Here is a 19,462-nt window from a genome sequence, read left to right as displayed (position 1 = left end):
TCAGCTTGCCGACCAGCTCTGCCGCAGCAGGTCGAGCAGCCCGTGGCCGTCCTCGACCCGGGCGTCCGGGGTCAGCTCGGGGGCGGCGGGCTCGCGGTCGGTGCGCGGCGAGCGCATCAGCACCGCGACCCCGATGCCGGCCCGTCGGGCGCAGGCCACGTCGCGGTGCAGGCTGTCACCGACAAACCAGCAATCCCCGATGGGTACGCCGATGGCGTCCGCGGCCAACTCGGCGAAACGCGGGTTGGGCTTACGCAGCCCCGTCTCGTCGCTGTAGAACTCGGCGACGAGGAGCCCGGACAGCCCGGCGGTGGCGAGGAAGTCCCGGTGGGCCGCGCCGCAGAGGGTGTTGCTGACCACGGCCATCGGCACTCCCGCCGCGGCGGCGGCCCGCAGCGCCTCCGGGATGCCGGGACGCACCTGCCACTCGGGCCGCCAGGTCCACGCGTACGCAAGGGAGGTGGCCTCGCGCTCGACGGCGGCCCGCGCCTGCTCGGGCCAGCCGTGGGTGACGAAGTCGGCCCAGACCCGGTTGTGCGGCAGCTCGACCGGCTCCGCCGAGGCGCTGATCTCGTCGCGCCAGAGCCCGTACGCCCGCGCGCCTTCGCGCAGGTCGGCCGCGATGCGCTCCGCCGGCAGCGCCCCGCCGATCACCTCGCCGAACCGGCGTACCATCGCCGGGTCCGCCGCTGCGGCACCCGGCGCGTCCGCCAACACCCCACCGAAATCCAGCAACAACCCACCCGGTGCCCGCGTCATCTCCCCATCCTCGCGCAGATCCGGGTCCAAGCGCCTCGGACGGATGCCTCAGGGGCGGCAGCGGGCAAGGGGCCAGGCGATCAAGCAGGCCGTTCAGGGCGGCGGCGGGCGAGGGGCCAGGCGATCAAGCCGGCCACCGCGCCGACGATGACGCCGGTGAAGAGACTGCTGATCACGGCGAAGAACCGGATGATGATCGTCTGTGTGCCGGGGGCGAGGTCGCTGAGATTGCCGCCGAGCGCCGGCGGCTCGTCGAACGCTGCGTCCCAGAGCAGCTGGTGGGTCAGCGCGAGCAGCACGCCGTAGATCAGGCCGACGACGAGCAGGGTGAGGAACGGGTTGGGCACCCGCCGCACCACCGCGACCAGAATCCAGACGATCGGCGGTACGACCACCAGCAGCAGGTTGACGAAGGTGCGCTCGTGCACCAGACCCAGGTCGTGCAACACCACCCGGGGCAGCCCGAGCAGAGCGAGCCCGAGCAGAGCGATCAACGGCAGGCCGAGCGCCCGGCTCGGCGCGGGTGGATGTGCAGGGCTCACGACGGCAACTCCCTCGACGAGTGTTAATAAGGGGCCCCTGCTCTACCGGAGGCGTTAACAGGGGGCCCTTCCTTTCTAGGAACCTGCGCGGTGCGGCGACATCCGTGGTTGGGCGCGAGGCTGGTACGTCGGTGGGCGACTGTCGGCGTCGCCTGCTGACGACTCCGAAGCACCCGGTCAGCGCCGTACGCTGAGTTCGTGGCCGGTCGAGTCAACGAGCACACGTCCCGTCCCCGGGTCGTCGACGTGCTGCTCGGCGTGGGTGTTGCCGCCACCGTCTCGATCGTCATCACCGCCAACGAGGGCGGCCGGCACGGTCCGGAGCCGGTCGCGTACCTGTGGGCGGTCGGCCTCGGCGCGCTGATGCTGGCCCGCCGCCGCTACCCGGTGGTGGTGCTCGCCGTGACCGTGCTGGGCCTGTTCGCCTACTACGCCGCCGGCTATCCGGCGATCGGTCTGGCCGTGCCCGTGGCCGCCGCGCTCTTCTCCGCCGCCGAGTACGGCCGCCTCGCCGCCGCGGTCGCCGCCGCCGCACTGGTCACCGTGGTTTCCGTCGTCTTCCGCCTCGCCGAGGGCCAGGACTTCTCCTTCGTGGTCGGCTACGAGTTGGCCGGGCACGTGCTGCTGATGGGTGCGGCGATCGCCCTCGGGGACAGCCTCCGGTCCCGGCGGGCTGCGCAGGCGGACGCGCGACGGATAGCCGAGCTGACCGAGGCGCGTTACCAGCAGGAGGCGGACACCCGCCTCCAGCAGGAACGGATGGCCATCGCCCGGGACCTGCACGACTCCCTCGGCCACACCACGTCGGTGATCGCCCTGCACGCCGACGTGGCCCGGGAGGCGCTGGGCCGCGACGACGAGGCCGCCCGCTCGGCGTTGGAGCTGATCCGCGCCACGGCCGGCCGGAGCATGGCCGACCTGCGGCGGACCGTGACGCTGCTGCGGTCGCCGGACGACCGGCCCCGGACGGTCGTCTCGCTTGGCAATCTCGCCGCCGTCACCCAGGCGGCCAGCGCCGCCGGCTTCGACGTCGACGTGCGGGTCGACCTCGACGCGCCCCTGCCGGCGCCGGTCGAGGCCGCCGCGTTCCGGATCGTCCAGGAGGCGGTCACAAACGTCGTACGGCACTCCGCCGGCAGCCGGGTCGAGATCCGGGTGTGGCCGGACGGGCCGCAGCTGACCCTGTCGGTCACCGACTCCGGCACCGACCGGTCCGCCGCAGCACAGGTCACCGACTCCGACACCGACCGGGCGGCTGCGGGGTGGGCCGGCCGGCCGACGACCGCTCCCGGCGGCCATGGCATCTCCGGGATGCGGGAACGCGCCGAGAGCCTCGGCGGCCGGCTCACCGCCGAGCACCGGGCCGACGGTTTCCTGGTACGGGCCGTACTACCCCTGGTGGGGGCCGGATGACCAGCGTGCTCGTGGTCGACGACCAGGATCTCGTCCGGGCCGGCATCCGTACCCTGCTGGCGGCCGACCCGCAGATCACGGTGGTCGGGGAGGCCGCCGACGGGCGGACCGGAGTCCGACTGGCCCGCCAGTTCCGGCCGGACGTCGTACTCATGGACATCCGGATGCCGGTGCTCGACGGGCTGGCCGCCACCGCCGCGATCCGGGCCGACGGCACCCTGGCGGGCACCCGGGTGCTGATCCTCACCACCTTCGACGACGATGCGGACATCATCGAGGCGGTGAACCTCGGCGCTGCCGGCTACCTGCTGAAGGACACCCCCTCCGACGACCTGCGCCGGGCGGTGCACACGGCGGCGGCCGGCGGGAACCTGCTCTCGCCCGCCGTCACCCGCCGGGTCATGGAGCAGTTGGCCGCCGCACCGAGGCCACCCCGGCCCGATCCCCGGTTGAGCGTGCTCACCGATCGGGAGCGTGCCGTGCTGACCCGGGTCGGGCTGGGCGAGACGAACGACGAGATCGGCCGGGCCCTCTTCATCAGCCCGGCGACCGCCCGCACGTACGTCAGTCGCCTGCTGGCCAAACTGGACGCCCGGGACCGTACCGCGCTCGCGGTCATCGCGCACCGGGCCGGCCTCACCCGCACCGAGGGTTGAGCTAATCGGATCGCCGCCGCCCACCGCCGGTCGTAGGCTGCGGCAATGCTGCTGCGGATGTCGACCACGTTGCTCCGGACCCTGCGCGAGGATCCGGCCGACGCGGAGGTGCCGAGCCACCGGCTGCTGCTGCGCGCCGGCTACATCCGGCGCGCGGCGCCGGGCGGTTACACCTGGCTGCCGCTGGGCAAGCTGGTGCTGGACCGGGTGACCGAGATCGTCCGGGCCGAGCTGGTCGCGATCGGTGACCAGGAGGTGCACTTCCCGGCGCTGCTGCCGGCCGAGCCGTACCGCACCAGCGGGCGGTGGACCGAGTACGGCGACGACATCTTCACCCTGGCCGACCGACGTGGTGCCGAGCACCTGCTCGCCCCCACCCACGAGGAGTTGGCCGCGCTGCTGGTCAAGGACCTGTTCACCTCGTACCGGGATTTCCCGGTGACGCTGTTCCAGGTGCAGACCAAGTTCCGTGACGAGGCCCGGCCGCGCGCCGGACTGCTGCGCGGACGCGAGTTCCTGATGAAGGACGCGTACTCCTTCGATCTGGACGAGCCGGGGCTGCGGGCGGCGTACGACCGGCACCGGGAGGCGTACCGGCGGATCTTCGACCGGTTGGGCCTGGACTACACGGTGGTACACGCGGTGTCGGGGGCGATGGGCGGCTCCGCGTCGGAGGAGTTCCTGGCGGCCACGCCGGTCGGCGAGGACAGCTACGTCGGCTGCACCGAGTGCGACTACGCGGCCAACACGGAGGCGGTGAGCACGCCCGCGCCGCCGGCCGGCGACCCGCAGGCACAGCCGGCGACCGAGGTGCACGACACCCCCGAGACACCGACCATCGCCAGCCTGGTCGAGCTGGCCAACGAGCGCCGGCTCGCCGGACGGGCCGACTGGACCGCCGCCGACACGCTGAAGAACGTCGTACTGACCGTGCGCCGACGGGGTGCCGGGACGGCCGAGTTGCTTGTCGTCGGGGTGCCCGGCGACCGTGAGGTGGACCTGAAGCGGCTGGCCGCCGCGCTGGCACCGGCCACCGTGGACATCTTCGACGGCTGGGCCGAGCAGCCCGAGCTGGTACGCGGCTACCTCGGCCCGCAGGTCCTCGACAAGCTCGGCATCCGGTACCTGGTCGACCCGCGCATCGTGCCGGGGACCGCCTGGCTGACCGGCGCGAACGAGCCGGGTCGGCACGCCACAAACGTGGTCTGCGGCCGGGACTTCACCCCCGACGGCACGGTGGAGGCCGCCGAGGTGCGACCCGGCGACCCGTGCCCGGGTTGCGCCACCGGCCGGCTGACCATGCGTCGGGGCATCGAGATCGGGCACATCTTCCAGCTCGGCCGCCGCTACACCGACGCCTTCGCGGTGGACGTGCTCGGCCCGCAGGGCAAGCCGGTCCGCCCCACGATGGGCTGCTACGGCATCGGGGTGTCCCGCGCGGTGGCGGCCATCGCCGAACAGCACCACGACGAGCGGGGACTGGTCTGGCCGGCGGCGGTCGCGCCGGTTGACGTACACCTGGTGGCGGCCGGCAAGGGTCCGCAGCTGGCCGCCGCCGTCGACCTCGGCGCGCAGCTGGCCGCGGGCGGCCTGCGGGTGCTTGTCGACGACCGGGTCGGCGTCTCGGCGGGGGTGAAGTTCACCGACGCGGAGCTGATCGGCATCCCGCGCACCGTCGTGGTCGGACGCCGCCTCGCCGACGGGTACGTCGAGTTGCGTGACCGGGCGACCGGCGAGCGGACCGACGTACCCGTCGAAAGCCTGGCGGAACTCCTGTCGAGCGAGGTACGCAGGAACGTGGTGTAGCCGACACGTGACGGGGTACGGCATCCCGATCGGTTGACTGTGTTCTGGAGGCTCTCATGACCGACTACCGGGTCGCTGACGTGATGACCAGGCAGGTGATCTATTTGCCCGCCGAGACCACCCTGGACGAGGCGGCCAGGGTGATGAAGGAGGCCGACATCGGCGACGTCGTCGTCACCGACGGCGCCAACCTGGCCGGCATCCTCACCGACCGCGACATCGTGGTCCGGGCGGTGGCCGAGAACTCCACCGCGGCCAGCACCACCATCGGTTCGATCACCACCCGGGAGGTCGTGATGATCGAGCAGTTCTGCACGGCCGCCGAGGCCGCGGCGCTGATGCGCGAGCGTGGCATCCGGCGCATCCTCGTCTGCGACAACGAGCGCAAGCTGGTCGGCATCGTCTCCCTCGGCGACCTGGCGATGCAGCTCGATCCCACCTCGGCCCTCAGCGAGATCAGCGAACAGTCCCCCACGGTGTAGCAGCGCGCGAAGCTTCGACGGTGCGGGGGGAGCGTGGGGAGCGCGGGGCGGTGCGGAAGCGCGGGGAGCTTCGGCGGTGCGGGGAGCGTCGGTAGCCTGGCGGAATGCCCGAGATGCCGAGCAAGCTGGCCGAGATCGTCGACGAGTTCGCTGCCGCACCGCGCGACGTGGTGCTGGAGATGCTGCTGGAGTACTCCGACGCCGTACCGCCGCTGCCCGCGGATCATGCAGGTCACGAAGGCATGGAGCAGGTGCCGGAGTGCCAGACGCCATTCTTCCTGCGCGCCGAGGTGACGCCCGAGGGCACCGTACGCACCCTCTTCGACTGCCCGCCGGAGGCGCCGACCACCCGGGCGTTCGCCGGCATCCTCGCCGATGGGCTGGCCGGCGCCAGCCCGGAGCAGGTGCTCGCCGTACCGGATGACCTGTACCAGCGGATGGGCCTAGCCCAGGCGATCAGCCCGCTGCGGGTACGCGGGGGCACCGCGATCCTCGCCCGCCTCAAGCGGCAGATCCGGGAACAGGTCGACGCCGGGACGGGTTGACCCGGTCATGGAGATCGACATCTACGCCGACGTGGTCTGCCCGTGGTGCTGGATCGGCCGGCGTCGCCTGGAACAGGCTCTGACCTCGTACGACGGCAAGGTGACCGTGCGGCATCGACCCTTCCAGCTCGACCCGTCGCCGGTGACCGAGCCGGTGCCGCTGCTCGACGCGCTGGCCGCCAAGTTCGGCGGGCCGGAGCGGGCCCGGCAGCTGGCCAGCCAGGTCACCGAGGTCGGCGCGAGCGTCGGGCTGGAACTGAACTTCGAACGCGCCATCGCGGCCAACACCTTCGACGCGCATCGACTGATCAACTGGGCCGACGCACACGGCCGAGGCGGTGCGACGGTCGAGGCGCTGCACCGTGCGCACTTCACCGACGGTGTCGACATCGGCTCGCGGGACGCGCTCGCGGAGGTCGCCGCCGGCATCGGTCTGGACGGCGACGAGGCCCGCCGGTTCCTCGACTCCACCGAAGGGTCGGCCGAGTTGACCGCCGAACTGGCCGCCGCCCGGCAACTCGGGGTGACCAGCGTGCCCACCTTCGTGCTCGCCGGCAGGTACGCGGTGACCGGCGCCCAGGAACCGGAGACCCTGCTCGCCGCCCTCACCGAGGTCGAGCAGCGGGAATCGTCCGCCGGCTGAGCCGTCGGCACCCGCCGGGTCCCGCTGCCGACGTCGCCGATGTTTCACGTGCAACAACATCGACGACGATCGACGGTCAGGCCGGCCGGGCCAGGTCCTCCACCACCCGGGCACCGGGGAGCGCGGCCAGCGCCGCGCCGGGCAGTGCGATCTTGCTGTGCCGTACGCCGGAACCGACGATGGCGTAGGGCGTGGCCGCCACCCGCGCGTCGACCAGGATCGGCCACTCCGGCGGCAGGCCGATCGGCGTGATGCCGCCGTACTCCATGCCGGTCAACTCGACCGCGTCGGCCATCGGCGCGAAGCTCGCCTTGCGTACGTCAAGCGCCCGCCGTACCACCCCGTTGACATCGGCCCGGGTCGTGGCGAGCACCAGGCAGGCCGCGTACCGGAGCACTCCTTCGCGCTTGCCGGCGATCACCACGCAGTTCGCCGACTCGTCCAGACCCACCCCGTACGCCTCGCAGAAGGCGGCGGTGTCGGCGAGGTCGGCATCGATCGGCGCCACAAGCACCGAGTCGACGTCGACTCCGGCGTCGGCCGGCCACTGGGCCAGCGCCGTGGCGACCGGTGGCGCCAGCAGGTCCGGTCGGGTGCGGGCCGGTTCGGTCTTCAACGATCCCATCACGGATGCGATCGTCGCATCCGTGACCAGCCCTGGTCACCGGCACCCGGCGCCGTCCCATCGCGTGGCAGCGCCGGATCAGCCGTCGGCGCGTAGCCGTGGTTGGCAGTCGACGAGGAGTTGTGTTCGGCCGTCGGCGAGTAGCCGTGGTTGGCCGTCGGCGAGGAGTTCTGTTCGGCCAGCGGCACCGGGTCAGCCGTTGGTGAGGAAGCCGTGATCCCGGAGCATCGCCTGGTCCCGGGCCGCGGCCATCTCCTCCGCCCGCTGAGCCTGGACCCGCCGGATCTCGATGTCCTCCAGGGCATGCCGGACGGCGAGCCGGATCACCCCGTAGAGGAAGACGAAGCCGCAGACGTACAGGATGCTGGTGGCGATGAACGTGAGCATGAGCCGACGGTAGGCCGGACCCGAACGAGAGCAATTGTCATCTTGTGCCGGTTCGCCCGTACGTGTCAGCCAGGTATTCGGCCCACGTCCGCCGGCCCGTCGGCTGCGCGGCGGTGACCAGTCCACCCGAGCGCAGCTCCCGACCGAGCCGCCCGGGGAAGCGCACCGGCAGCAACGGCCGGCGGGAGTTCCGGGCCCGCCGCCACATCCGCACCGCCTCGTCGAACCGCTTCACCTCGGGGCCGCCGTACTCGACGATGCCGTTGCGGGGCCCGCCACGCAGCAACTCGATCAGCTTCTCCGCCACCTCGCCGGTGTCGACCGGCTGCGCCACCACCGCCCGGTCACCGATGACCGGGCCCAGCCGGCTGGAGGTCTGGAGCAGCTGGTCGATGAACTGATGGAACTGGGTGGCCCGCAACACCGTCCACGGCACCGCGCCGGCCGCCACGATCCGCTCGGCGGCCAGCTTGTGCCGGTAGTACGAGTACGGCACCCGGTCCACGCCGACGATCGAGACGTACACCAGGTGCCGTACGCCGGCCGGTGCCGCCGCCTCGACCAGCCGGCGGGTGCCGATCACGTCGATCTCCCGGGTCTGTCGGCGCGGCGAACTGGCCAGGTGCAGCACGGCGTCCGTCCCGGCCACCGCCTCGGCGACGCCCGCACCGGTGGCCAGGTCCGCGACCACCCACTCGGTCCCGGGGGCGCTACGCGCCTGGCGGCTGGCACCCCGCACCTCAAATCCCGCCGTGTGCAGTCGGGGCAGCACCGCCCCGCCCAGCGTGCCGCCCGCCCCGGTGACAAGTACCCGCATGTCGACCTCCCTCGTCGGATACCCGGACGACCGGGCGGGCGGGTCATGACGTGACAGATGTGACTCAGCTCACCGCACCAGATCTGTTGCGGTGATCACCATGAAGAACGCGATCACCGCCTCGCTGACCAGCCAGGAATGGGTGTTCGCCCAGTTCCTGATCCGGGGCAGCATCGTTTCGGCCCGGTGCCCGAGCAGCAACAGCGCGAGCAGCGGAAGGGCGAGCAACACCAGGGTCAGCAGCATGAACGGCAGCAGATGCCACCAGGGCAGGTCGTGCCGGGCGGCGCTGGCCCCGACGGTCAGCATGGTCAGGTCGTCGGAGGGCATGACGAGGAAGAGCAGCAGACCGAGCCGCAGCGCGTAGCCGGGCCCGGCGTGCTGGAGCCGACCCATCCAACCCGGTGGTCCCGAGTGCCGGCGCAGGAAGACCACCACCGCCAGCACCACCAGCAGGGCCAGGACGAACCAGTCGATCCCCCGCTCGACACCGCGATGGCCACCCCCACCAGCAATGCTGATCTTGAGGACCCGGATCAACAGCCAGGCCAGGGTCGTACCGCCGGCCACCACGATCGCCGCGCCGGCCAGGTAGCCCAGCGAGGCGGCTCGCGGCCGGTCCGACGACGCGAAGAAGACCGCCGCCACCAGTTGGGTACCGGCGACCATCACCACGGCCAGCGGCAGCAGGGTCAGAAAGTTCATCGCCCGCTCATCCTCCCGGCTGCTCTCCCGGAGCACCGTTGATTCGCCGGATCAACCGTGCACGGCACGGAGGCTTGGGCAGATCAGGACGGCGCTGGCACCACCCGGCCGGCGAGCAGCGCGCCGACCAGCGCCAGCCCGGCGGCCATCACGAGGGTGCCGCCGTAGCTGCCCGGTCCGGGTGCCGCACCGGCGGCGAGCACCGCGCCGGTCAACGCCAGCACGGTCGCCGCCGCGAGGGAGTCGCACAGTTGCAACGACGAGCTGTTGCGGCCCTGCTCGCCGGGGGCGGACAACTCCAGGGTGAGCACCGACAGGGACGGATACACCAGACCCATGCCGAGACCGGCCAGCGACCAGCCGAGCACGCCCACCCAGACCGGCACCGCCGGCACGACGGTGCAGCCAACCACCGCGGTACCGGCGGTGATGCAGGTGAATCCCACTCTCGGCAGGGTGGCCCGGGACCGGGGTGCCCGGATCCGGCCCTGCAACCAGGAGCCCGCCGACCAGGCGAGCGCGCCGGTGGTCAACACCAGCCCAGCCGCAGTGGGCGAGAAGCCGCGCTCCCGGGACAGCATCAACGGAATCACCACCTCGGCGGCGACGAAGGCCCCGGAGGCCAGCCCACGCAGGCCGACCACGGTGGGCAGGCCCCGGCCGGCGCGCAGAAAACCGGCGGGCAGCAGTCGCGGCGCACAGACCAGCAACCCGACCAGGGCCAGCCCGACCAGGGCGGCGGCGGTAGCACCACGCTGCTGGCCCCCGATGTGCAGCAGTGCGGCGCTCACCCCCGCCCCGCAGGCCCAGCCGATCCGCCCCAGAGTCTGCGCCCGCCGCCGTACCGCCGCACCCGCGCTCCGCACCGGACCGATCGACCGCAGACCCGGATGGATCAGCAACACCGCCGGCACCGCCACCACCGGCACCGCCAGGAAGACCCACCGCCAGCCGAAGTGCTCCACGACCAGCCCGGCCACCACCGGCCCGACCAGCGACGGTACGACCCACGCGGCGGCGAACGCGGCGAAGATCCGGCGGTGCAGGTGTTCCGGGTACGCCTGGGCCACGATGACGTAGAGCGCGACCGACAGCAGGCCGGAGCCGAAGCCCTGCACGATCCGGCCGACCACAAGCGCGCCCATCGCGGTCGCCCCGCCCGCCAGCAACAATCCGACGACGAACCCGGCCAACCCGAACCACATCGGGGCGCGCGGCCCGCGCGCGTCACACCAGGCACCGGAGAGCACCATCGCCACCACACCGGCGGCGAACGGGCCACCGAAGGCGATTCCGTAGAGGGCCAGCCCGTCCAGGGCGCGAGCGACGGTCGGCATGGCGGTGCCCACCGCCAGCGCCTCGAACGCCAGCAACGAGACCAGTGCCACGCTGCCCACCGTCATCGCCCGCAGCCGAGGAACGAGCAACGAACCCGCCGCGACCGGCGGCGGCACTTCAGCGGTGGCGGTCATGGCTCCAAGCCTCGGACCTCAACCCGCCTTCAGGTCAAGCGTGACCGTGCTTACCCGCACGCCCACCCCGGTGCCGGAACCCAAGTCCCCGTCGGGTCGCTGCAGAGCCGGAAACTTCCTCGTCCCGACGGGCATAAGGGACGCGCCGGTGGGAAGCCAGGCCGCCGGGCACGAACGGTAGGAGGCGAGATGCGGCACGGCAGGAGCAGCGGGCGGCCGGGCGACCACCTGACCCGTCGTACCGGTCGATGACCGCCCTGGGCGACCTCACCCGTCGCCTCCGACCACCGGTCGCCGTACCGCTTGTGCACGACGCCTCCCGCAGCGTCGGTGCCGCCGCCGTTCGGCTGGTCCGCACGCTCGGGCTGACCAGCCGCCGGGTCTGGTCCCGACCGGGCCGGTACCACATCGAGGTGCACGGCGTCTGCCAGGACGGCGGGGACACGCTGGCCCGCCAGGTCGAGGCGGCATTGGAACGGATGCCGGGCGTCCGCTGGGCCCGGGTCAACGCGCCGTCCGGGCGGGTGGTCGTGGCGGTCGGTACGCCGGAACCGAAGTTGCGCGACCTGATCGGCACCATCGCCCGCACCGAACGCACCTGCCCGCACGAACCGGACCCGGAGATCCCGCCGCCGCATCCGCCCGAGGAAGGGCCGCGCACCGCGCGTACGCTCGGCGCGCTCGCCTCCGACGCGCTCGGCCTCACCATCTCCGCGGCCACCCGGATCCTGCCCGTGACCCCGGTCCCGGCCGAGGTGGCCGGTCTGCTCGCCGCAGTCGACCTGCACCCGAAGCTGCACGCCCTGGCCGGCCTGGGGCTACGTCGCGACCCGCGCGCCGAGGTGCTCTTCCCGCTCGCCGAGGCGGTGGTACAGGGCCTCACTGGCGGCTGGGCCGGCATCGTGCTCGACGGGGCGCAGCGTGTGGTGCAGTGGGGCGAAGGACTCGCCCAGCAACGCGCCTGGGCCAAGGCCGAACCGGAACTCACCGGCGAGCCGGACCGGGCCGTCGCCCGCGCACCGCTGGACGAACGCCCCTGCCCCAAGCCGAACGGCCCCGTCGAGCGGTACCGCAGCCGGATGCTCGGCGCCGGAGCGGCGACCTTCGCCGCGGCGACCCCGGTTGTCGGCCCGAAACGGGCCGCCGCGCTGGGGCTCGCCGCGCTACCGAAGGCGCCCGGCAGCGGACGCGAGGGATACGCCGCCCAACTCGGCCGCATCCTCGCCAGACGTGGCGTCATCGCGATGGACCGCGGCGTGCTGCGGGAGCTGGACCGGATCGACACCCTCGTCCTCGACACCCGGGTACTCGGCTCCGACCGGTGCGTACTGGCCGACCTGGCCCCACTGCCCGGCGCCGACACGTCGCAGGTCGCCGCGCGGGCGTTCGAGCTCTTCGAACCGGCGGACCCGGCCGACGTGCGCCACCTGGACGGGTGGCGGCTCGGCCCGCTTGACCGCCTCGGCGCCCGGGACCCGGGCGACACCGACGACAGCCGCCGGCTACGCGAACGCGGCAGCGACCTGCTCGGCCTCGCCGAGGGCGACGCGCTGGCGGCCGTGCTGCGGGTCGAGCCGGAACCGGCACCGGGCGTCGAGGCCCTGCCGACCATCGCCCGGCAGGCCGGGTTGCGGCTCGTCGTGGCCGGCGAAGACGCCCAACGGTACGGCGCCGACGCGCTGATCTCCGGCGGAGACCGGCTCACCGAATCGATACGCGCACTGCAACGCGAGGGTGCGGTGGTCATGCTGGTCTCCGGCGACCGGTCGGCGCTCGCCGCGGCCGACTGCGGGCTGGGCTTCGCCGAGCCGGAGGCGCTCCCGCCGTGGGGGGCACACCTGCTGGTCGGCACCGACCTGCAGAGCGTCGCGCTGATCATCGAGGCGACCGGGGTGGCCCGCCGGATGACCGCGCAGAACATGCGGATCGGCCTGGCCGGCACCGGCCTCGGCGCACTCGCCGCGCTCACCACCAGTCCCCTTCACCTGCCGCGCCGCACGCTCGCCTCGGTCAACGGCGCGGCGGCACTGGCCTTCGCCAACGGCGTGTGGCGGGCCAGCCGGATCTCAGACCGCACCGACTCACCCGCCCCCGCGATCACCGCCTGGCACCTGATGCCGGTGCCGACCGTCCTCGACCAGCTCGACACGGGACCGGGCGGACTCACCGACGCCGAGGCCGAACGCCGGCAGGCCGCCGGCCCCAGCGAGACGCCCGGTCCCGGTGGCCTGCTGCGCGCCTTCGTCGACGAGTTGTCCAACCCGCTCACCCCGGTGCTCGCCGCCGGTGCGGTGCTCTCCGCCAGCTTCGGCTCGCTTGTCGACGCCGCCCTCGTCGGCGGGGTGATCGGCGGATCCGCGCTGGTCGGTGCGGTACACCAGCGCAACACCGAGAAGGCGCTCTCCGAACTGCTGTCCCGCTCGGCGGTCACCGCCCGGGTCCGCCGGGCCGGTGCCGAACGGGTGGTACCCGCCGACGACCTGGTGCCCGGCGACGTGATCGTGCTCGACTCCGGCGACGCCGTACCCGCCGACTGCCGGGTACTGGAGGCGGTCGGGCTGGAGGCCGACGAGTCCTCCCTGACCGGCGAGTCGCTCCCGGTCGCCAAGACCGAGCAGCCGGTGGTGGCCGCCGCAGTGGCCGAACGCCGCTCGATGCTCTACGAGGGCACCACGATCGCCGCCGGACACGGCATCGGCGTGGTGGTGGCCACCGGCGCCGACACCGAGGCCGGACGCAGCCTGGCCCTGGCCCAGCAGGCACCACCCGGCGGAGGCGTCGAGGCACGACTGGGCCGGCTGACCCGTACCGCCCTTCCGCTGGCCGCCGGGTCGGCCGTGGCGGTGGTCGGCGCCGGGCTGCTGCGCGGCGTACCCCTGGCCCAGACGGCCGCAACCGCGGCGAACCTGGCCGTCGCCTCGGTGCCCGAGGGGCTGCCGTTCCTGGTCAGCGCCGCCCAGCTGGCCGCCGCCCGGCGGCTGGCCGAACACCGCGCGCTGGTCCGCAACCCGCGCACCATCGAGGCGCTGGGCCGGGTCGACGTGCTCTGCTTCGACAAGACCGGCACCCTCACCGAGGGGCATCTGATGCTCGCCGCCGTTGGCGACACCGACGGGTACGCCCCGGTGGAGCGGCTCGACGAGCGGCTACGGCGCAACCTCGCGGTGGCGCTGCGGGCCACCCCGGCCGCGGCCGACCCGGAGGAACTGTCAATGCAGACCGACCGGGCGGTGCGACGTGGCGCCATCGCGGCAGGCGTCTGCGAGCAGACCGGCGCAGCGGGCTGGTCCGCCCTTGGCGGCCTGCCGTTCGAACCGTCCCGCGGCTACCACGCCAGCGTCGGTGAGACACAGGGACGAACGCTGCTCAGCGTCAAGGGCGCGCCGGAGAAGGTGCTGCCCCGCTGCGCCACCCGCCGCAGCGGCGGCCGGGACGTGCCGCTTGACGACGCCGGTCGGGCCGAGCTGCACCGGCTGCTCGCCGAGCGGGCCAAGGCCGGCCACCGGATCCTCGCCGTCGCCGAGTCCGTCGTCGGCGACCCGGCCATCACCGACGACGACGTGCGCGACCTGGTCTTCACCGGATTCCTGGCCCTCGCCGACGTGGTACGCACCAGCGCCGCCCCGGCCGTCCGCCGGATCCGGCAGGCCGGCGTACACACCATCATGATCACCGGTGACCATCCGGCGACGGCCGAGGCGATCGCCGCCGCCATCAGTGACGGGGACGCGCAGCGGGTGGCCACCGCTACCGAACTCGACCAGCTGGACGACGACGACCTCGCCGCCCGGCTCGCCGCCACCGACGTGGTGGCCCGCTGCACACCGGCGCACAAGGTCCGCATCATCCAGGCCCTCCAGAAGTACGGGCGGACCGTCGCGATGACCGGCGACGGCGCCAACGACGCACCCGCCATCCGGCTCGCCGACGTGGGCATTGCCCTCGGCCAACGGGGCACCCCGGCGGCCCGGGCCGCGGCCGACCTGGTGGTCACCGACGACCGGCTGGAGACCATCATCGCCACGCTTGTCGAGGGCCGGGCGATGTGGTCGTCGGTACGGCACGCGCTGAGCATCCTGGTCGGCGGCAATCTCGGCGAGATCGCCTTCAGCGTGCTGACCGCCGCCGCCACCGGTCGGGCCGCGCTCAACGGCCGCCAACTGCTCCTGGTCAACCTGCTCACCGACATGGCGCCGGCGCTGGCGATCGCCGTCCGACCACCCGGCGGCGGCGAACACGCCGACGACCTGCTCCGCGAGGGGCCGGACAACTCGCTCGGCGCGACCATGACCCGGGAGATCGGGCTACGCGCCGCCGCCACCACGCTCGGCGCCACCGCCGGTTGGACCCTGGCCCGCTACACCGGCACCCGCCGACGCGCCGGCACCGTCGCCCTGGTCTCCCTGGTCGGTACCCAACTCGGCCAGACCGTGCTGGCCGGCGGCACCAGCCCCGCCGTGCTCGCCTCCACCGCCGCCTCGGTCGGTGCGCTGGTCCTGGTGGTGCAGATCCCCGGGGTGAGCCACTTCTTCGGCTGCACCCCGCTCGGCCCGATCGGCTGGACCATCGCCACCGGCTCCGCGCTCGGCGCCACCCTCACCAACGGCGCTCTCACCCGGCTGGTCGCCCGGCTTCCGCAGATCGACGGCGCAGCGACCGGCCCACCACCCGAGCAGGACGGCGGGTCGAAGCGGGACGCAGCCCAGCGGAACGCGGCCCAGCAGGACGGCGCAGCCCAGCGGAACGCGGCCCAGCAGGACGGCGCAGCCCAGCGGAACGCGGCCCAGCAGGACGGCGCAGCCGAGCGGGACGCGGCCCAGCAGGACGGCGCAGCTGAGCGGGACGGCAGGGCGAAGCGGGACGGCGAGGTCGAGCAGCTGGCCGAGCCGGTTGAGCAGCGGTCCTGACCAGCCTCTCCGCCCGGCCTAGTGCGATCGCCAGGTGGCGGCGGCCCGGCGCAGCCGGTCATTGACCGCCCGACCGACGCCCGTCTCCGGCACCGGCTCGGCGACGATCTCGCTCACCCCGGTCGCGTCCAGCCGGTGCAGCGCCTCGAAGAGTCGCGCCGCCGCCTCGGTCAGGTCACCCGACGCCGACAGCACCTCCACCGCCGTCCAGTCGCCCGCCGGCCGGTCCCGAAACGCCAGGTAGCCACGCCGGTCACCGCCCCCGGCCGGCGGCTCACCGGCGGCCAGCAACCGCAACGGCGTACGCGGGGCGTAGTGCGCCGCCAACGCACCCGGTGCGACCGGCTGGCCCGAGTTGCCCAGGCGGATGGTCACCGGGCCGGTGACCTTCTCCACCTCCTCGACCGCCAGCGCGCCAAGCCGCAACACCACCGGACGGTCCCCCCGCGCGTCCACGATCGTGGACTCGATCCCGCAGCGGGTCGGCCCGCCGTCGAGCACCACCTCCACGGCGGCGCCCAGCCCGCGTACCACGTGCTCGGCGCGAGTCGGGCTGAGCTGGCCGAACCGGTTCGCGCTCGGCGCGGCCACCGGCACGCCCGCGGCGGCGATCAGCCGGCGCGCGTACTCGTTGTCCGGCACCCGGACCGCCATCGTGGCCAGCCCCGAGGTGACGATCGGCGGGATCGCCGCCGGCCGGTCCACGATCAGCGTCAGCGGCCCCGGCCAGAACCGGTCCGCCAGCGCCGCCACGCTCGGCGGCACCGCCCCCACCAGCGGCTCCAGCTCGGCCGCGTCGGCAAGATGGGTGATCAGCGGATCGAAGCTCGGCCGCTGCTTCGCCTCGAAGATCCGGGCCGCCGCCCGCGCGTCCAACGCGTTCGCGCCAAGGCCGTAGACGGTCTCGGTGGGAAAGGCCACCAACCCGCCGGTACGCAGCACAGCGGCGGCCTCGGCAAGATCGCCGTCGGCGGGCAGGACGCGGGGAGATCCGGTGCTCACGCCCGCAAACGCTACCGCCCGGCCCTTTCCGCTCTCCGGCACACCTCGCCGGCCTTCTCCGCTCCCGGCACACCCTCGCCGGCCTTCTCCGCTCCCGGCACACCTCGATCGAGCCGACTGCATGGCGGCCGGAAACGGGAATGACGTAAACCGGAAGCACCGGCAAGATGGCCGGGTGCGGATCCGAGAGGTTCGGCAGGCCGAGCTGACTGCCCTACAGGTGATCGAACGCGCCGCCGGAGAGTGCTTCCGAGAGGTGGGCATGCCGCAGATCGCCGACGACGATCCGCTGCCGCTGGACGTACTCGCCCGGTACCACCAGGCGGGCCACGCCTGGGTCGCCACGGACGCCGCCGACACGCCGATCGGCTACCTCATCGCCGACATGGTCGACGGCAACTTCCACGTCGAGCAGGTCTCGGTGCATCCCCACTGGGCCCGACGCGGGATCGGGCGCCAACTGCTCGCCCACCTCGCCGAGCAGGCAACCATCACCGGCGTACCCGCGCTGACCCTCACCACCTTCACCGACGTGCCGTGGAACGCCCCGTACTACGTCCGCTGCGGATTCCGGATCCTCGACGGCAGCGAACTCACCCCCGGTCTCCGGGCCATCCGCCGACGCGAGGCCGAGCACGGGCTGGACCGCTGGCCCCGGGTCGGCATGCGCCGAGACCTTTCATCGATGTCGAAAGATCGCCAAGAGGTGACGGACCATCGCGACCGACGGGGAGGCAAGGATCATGGACGAGGTCGAGGCACTATTACGGCTGGCGAAGTCAGCTGACTTTTCAGACCGGGCGCGTGCCGGCATCGAGCTGACCAGATTCGCCGGGTCCACAACCGTCGACCAGGTGCTGCTGGAACTCCTGCTGGACGACGAGAACGTCTACCCCGTCCAGATGACAGCCGAAGCGCTGATCAAGCGAGGCGACGCAGCAGCGCTTCGTCCGTTTGCCGCAGCCTGGCATCGGGCCGACACAGCGGACGACGGCCAGCTCCTCGACTACCTTTACGGCGCCACCAGCTACGGCCGCTGGCTTGACGCGACCGGTCCTCGGCGCACCGGCCTTGAGGCGGTGCTGGCCACACTCCGCGATGACCACGACGACGCGGTCCGGCAGGGTGCCGAAAGCCTGATCGACACGCTTGGCAGCCACAGCTAGCGCCCCTGGGCGGTACTCGGCTAGACCTGCGGTAGCGCACCGTCCACCAACGACGCCCCCGCCACCCGGTACACCGCCACCACAGCGCTGCGGGGCAGCGTCGAATACACGTGCGGAAAGGACCCGCCGTTGGGGGCGTCCTCCCAGCGGACGGACGCACCGAGCAGTTCCGTGTCGAGCGCGACGACCACAAGCTCCGGCTCCCGCTCGAACACCCGCACGGCCGTGGCACCCACCTGCTCACGGGAAGAGCAGTGGATGAATCCGCTACTGCGGTCGAAGGGCGAGCCGTCGAAACGCCCGGCGGCCTCGAACCCGGCCCACTCATCAGGCAGAAGGATCTTGTAGATCAACATGACCTACGGTGGCAGACGGACAGCCGAATCGTCCACACAGTTGGCCGTCGCGCGCCGCCTCGCCTCTGCTTGGGTCGCTACGTTTGCCTCTGCCGCCGATCTCCCAGCCCGTTGAGCTGCGCTAACATCCCACGGCCAGCGGCCGTGACGCAGCTTGGATCCAGCAGGGCAAGAGGAGATGGTCTTGAGCAAGAAGGCCGCAGCACAGCTCGGCGGTGGGATCGCCGCATGCCTCCTGGCTCTCGGTTGCAGTCAAGGGACGGTCGCGCCCGACTCGGCGCCCACGCCCACCCGATCGGTTGCGGCCCTGCCGAAGAAGCCCGAGCCGGCACCTGCGCCACGGGCACTGACCCTGCCAGCCGGGCACAGGATGACGCCGGCCCGGTGGTGCACCACCTACGCCACCGCATTCCTCGAACTCGACGCCAAGCGCGACAAGATAGGCGAGCTGCGCAGGAACAAGTACAAGAACGGGGTCGCCCTCGACAACAGCAAGCGGAAGGCGCGGGCCGACGCACTCTGGGCCGAGGTCGCAGCGTTCGATCCCGGGCAGGCAATCGCCGATGCGCTCGCGTCGCTTCCACACTCCAGCTACAGGGAGGCGGCGCTGGCCGCCCCAGAGGGGGCAAACGCCAACCCGGTGAACGTCGACATGTGGCGCGCGTACGACCAGGTCGGGCGGGCTCGCGACTACTACGAGGAGGAGTGGAACAGCACGCTGCTGGGACCGGATGACGCCGATGGTGCCCGCAGCTACGCCTCGAACACGCTCATCAAAGCCGTCGGCAAACCGTCGACAGGTAAGCCCGGCTCGGGCAAGACCGGCCTCTGCTATGTCCGGCAGCCCTGGGAGAAGTCGTCGGGTGGAACAGGCAGCGGCGGCAGCGGGAACGTTCGCGGCGGGGGCAGCAGCGCCGGCTGCGAGTACCACGGTCGCCCCAGGGCAACGTGGAAGGTCTGGCGCTGGGGCGACTGGAGCTGCTGACCAGGGCCTGGTTGCACTCGGCAGTGAGCGCAGCCGCAGTCTGTGGATGACGCAACCGGTCACGAGGCGATCCTCGCTGCCCGCCTGAAGAGCGCGCTTGCGCTACCCCGCCGATGCGTCGCTTGCCGCGCTGGTGGGCGTGGCAGGCGCTGTTCGACCACGGAAGGCTGACTGCCAGGTCGCGACCGCGACAG

General features: G+C 72.7%; 18 protein-coding genes and 1 pseudogene. 10 read left to right on the top strand and 9 right to left on the bottom strand.

All coding sequences use genetic code 11. The annotated features are described in order from the left end of the window. Positions 1 to 759, bottom strand: coding sequence for an HAD family hydrolase (locus tag AC507J_RS04690; RefSeq protein WP_496287798.1), 759 nt, complete (start codon positions 757 to 759; stop codon positions 1 to 3). 80 nt (positions 760 to 839) lie between these two features. Then, a complete protein-coding gene (locus tag AC507J_RS04685) occupies positions 840 to 1,301 on the bottom strand; it encodes a hypothetical protein (RefSeq protein WP_496287797.1) in 462 nt (153 codons plus the stop codon). A 198-nt stretch (positions 1,302 to 1,499) separates the two neighbouring features. On the opposite strand from AC507J_RS04685, the gene AC507J_RS04680 reads away from it, so the two are divergent. The 6 genes from AC507J_RS04680 to AC507J_RS04655 all read left to right on the top strand — a co-directional run bounded on the left by AC507J_RS04680 (position 1,500) and on the right by AC507J_RS04655 (position 6,846). Next, positions 1,500 to 2,714 carry a sensor histidine kinase gene (locus AC507J_RS04680; RefSeq protein WP_496287796.1) on the top strand — a complete coding sequence of 405 codons (1,215 nt, stop codon included), beginning with the start codon at positions 1,500 to 1,502 and terminating at the stop codon, positions 2,712 to 2,714. Beyond that, positions 2,711 to 3,370, top strand: coding sequence for a response regulator (locus AC507J_RS04675; protein WP_496287795.1), 660 nt, complete (start codon positions 2,711 to 2,713; stop codon positions 3,368 to 3,370). Before AC507J_RS04680 ends, AC507J_RS04675 begins: the two co-directional genes overlap by 4 nt. A gap of 45 nt (positions 3,371 to 3,415) precedes the next feature. Next, positions 3,416 to 5,176: a proline--tRNA ligase gene (locus AC507J_RS04670; protein ID WP_496287794.1), complete on the top strand. Its 1,761-nt coding sequence runs from the start codon at positions 3,416 to 3,418 to the stop codon at positions 5,174 to 5,176. A 56-nt stretch (positions 5,177 to 5,232) separates the two neighbouring features. Next, positions 5,233 to 5,658 carry a CBS domain-containing protein gene (locus AC507J_RS04665; RefSeq protein WP_496287793.1) on the top strand — a complete coding sequence of 142 codons (426 nt, stop codon included), beginning with the start codon at positions 5,233 to 5,235 and terminating at the stop codon, positions 5,656 to 5,658. A 104-nt stretch (positions 5,659 to 5,762) separates the two neighbouring features. Then, the gene (locus AC507J_RS04660; RefSeq protein ID WP_496287792.1) at positions 5,763 to 6,203 is read left to right on the top strand and encodes a SufE family protein; all 441 of its coding nucleotides are present in this window, start codon (positions 5,763 to 5,765) and stop codon (positions 6,201 to 6,203) included. Between the two features lie 7 nt (positions 6,204 to 6,210). Further along, positions 6,211 to 6,846, top strand: coding sequence for a DsbA family oxidoreductase (locus tag AC507J_RS04655; RefSeq protein WP_496287791.1), 636 nt, complete (start codon positions 6,211 to 6,213; stop codon positions 6,844 to 6,846). 76 nt (positions 6,847 to 6,922) lie between these two features. Here the strand turns inward: AC507J_RS04655 and AC507J_RS04650 are convergent, their stop codons facing one another. The 5 genes from AC507J_RS04650 to AC507J_RS04630 all read right to left on the bottom strand — a co-directional run bounded on the left by AC507J_RS04650 (position 6,923) and on the right by AC507J_RS04630 (position 10,852). Next, positions 6,923 to 7,471, bottom strand: a complete 549-nt coding sequence (locus AC507J_RS04650; RefSeq protein WP_496287912.1) for a YbaK/EbsC family protein — start codon at positions 7,469 to 7,471, stop codon at positions 6,923 to 6,925. 192 nt (positions 7,472 to 7,663) lie between these two features. Beyond that, a complete protein-coding gene (locus AC507J_RS04645; protein WP_496287790.1) occupies positions 7,664 to 7,858 on the bottom strand; it encodes a hypothetical protein in 195 nt (64 codons plus the stop codon). A 37-nt stretch (positions 7,859 to 7,895) separates the two neighbouring features. Further along, positions 7,896 to 8,675, bottom strand: a complete 780-nt coding sequence (locus AC507J_RS04640; RefSeq protein ID WP_496287789.1) for an SDR family oxidoreductase — start codon at positions 8,673 to 8,675, stop codon at positions 7,896 to 7,898. A gap of 69 nt (positions 8,676 to 8,744) precedes the next feature. After that, a complete protein-coding gene (locus tag AC507J_RS04635; RefSeq protein WP_496287788.1) occupies positions 8,745 to 9,380 on the bottom strand; it encodes a GAP family protein in 636 nt (211 codons plus the stop codon). Positions 9,381 to 9,463: 83 nt separating this feature from the next. Further along, on the bottom strand, positions 9,464 to 10,852 hold the full coding sequence (locus AC507J_RS04630; protein ID WP_496287787.1) for an MFS transporter: 1,389 nt from the start codon (positions 10,850 to 10,852) through the stop codon (positions 9,464 to 9,466). Between the two features lie 248 nt (positions 10,853 to 11,100). On the opposite strand from AC507J_RS04630, the pseudogene AC507J_RS04625 reads away from it, so the two are divergent. Continuing rightward, positions 11,101 to 15,489 (top strand): annotated as a pseudogene (locus AC507J_RS04625) (HAD-IC family P-type ATPase); the annotation flags it as partial. A gap of 288 nt (positions 15,490 to 15,777) precedes the next feature. Here AC507J_RS04625 and AC507J_RS04620 read toward each other — a convergent pair. After that, positions 15,778 to 16,737 (bottom strand): L-threonylcarbamoyladenylate synthase, encoded by a 960-nt coding sequence (locus AC507J_RS04620; RefSeq protein WP_496287911.1) that lies wholly within the window; start codon positions 16,735 to 16,737, stop codon positions 15,778 to 15,780. Positions 16,738 to 16,936: 199 nt separating this feature from the next. On the opposite strand from AC507J_RS04620, the gene AC507J_RS04615 reads away from it, so the two are divergent. Both AC507J_RS04615 and AC507J_RS04610 read left to right on the top strand, forming a co-directional pair. Continuing rightward, positions 16,937 to 17,548 (top strand): GNAT family N-acetyltransferase, encoded by a 612-nt coding sequence (locus AC507J_RS04615; protein WP_496287786.1) that lies wholly within the window; start codon positions 16,937 to 16,939, stop codon positions 17,546 to 17,548. Then, on the top strand, positions 17,505 to 17,927 hold the full coding sequence (locus AC507J_RS04610; protein WP_496287785.1) for a hypothetical protein: 423 nt from the start codon (positions 17,505 to 17,507) through the stop codon (positions 17,925 to 17,927). The genes AC507J_RS04615 and AC507J_RS04610 overlap by 44 nt, the downstream gene beginning before the upstream one ends. Positions 17,928 to 17,947: 20 nt before the next feature. Here the strand turns inward: AC507J_RS04610 and AC507J_RS04605 are convergent, their stop codons facing one another. Further along, positions 17,948 to 18,283, bottom strand: a complete 336-nt coding sequence (locus tag AC507J_RS04605) for a DUF952 domain-containing protein (RefSeq protein ID WP_496287784.1) — start codon at positions 18,281 to 18,283, stop codon at positions 17,948 to 17,950. Between the two features lie 184 nt (positions 18,284 to 18,467). On the opposite strand from AC507J_RS04605, the gene AC507J_RS04600 reads away from it, so the two are divergent. After that, on the top strand, positions 18,468 to 19,268 hold the full coding sequence (locus tag AC507J_RS04600; RefSeq protein WP_496287783.1) for a hypothetical protein: 801 nt from the start codon (positions 18,468 to 18,470) through the stop codon (positions 19,266 to 19,268). The last annotated feature ends 194 nt before the right edge of the window (positions 19,269 to 19,462 follow it).

Source organism: Micromonospora sp. PRAS1, assembly GCF_059553435.1.
Note: the sequence above shows the minus strand (reverse complement) of the source record. Positions and strands in the feature narration are given on the sequence as shown.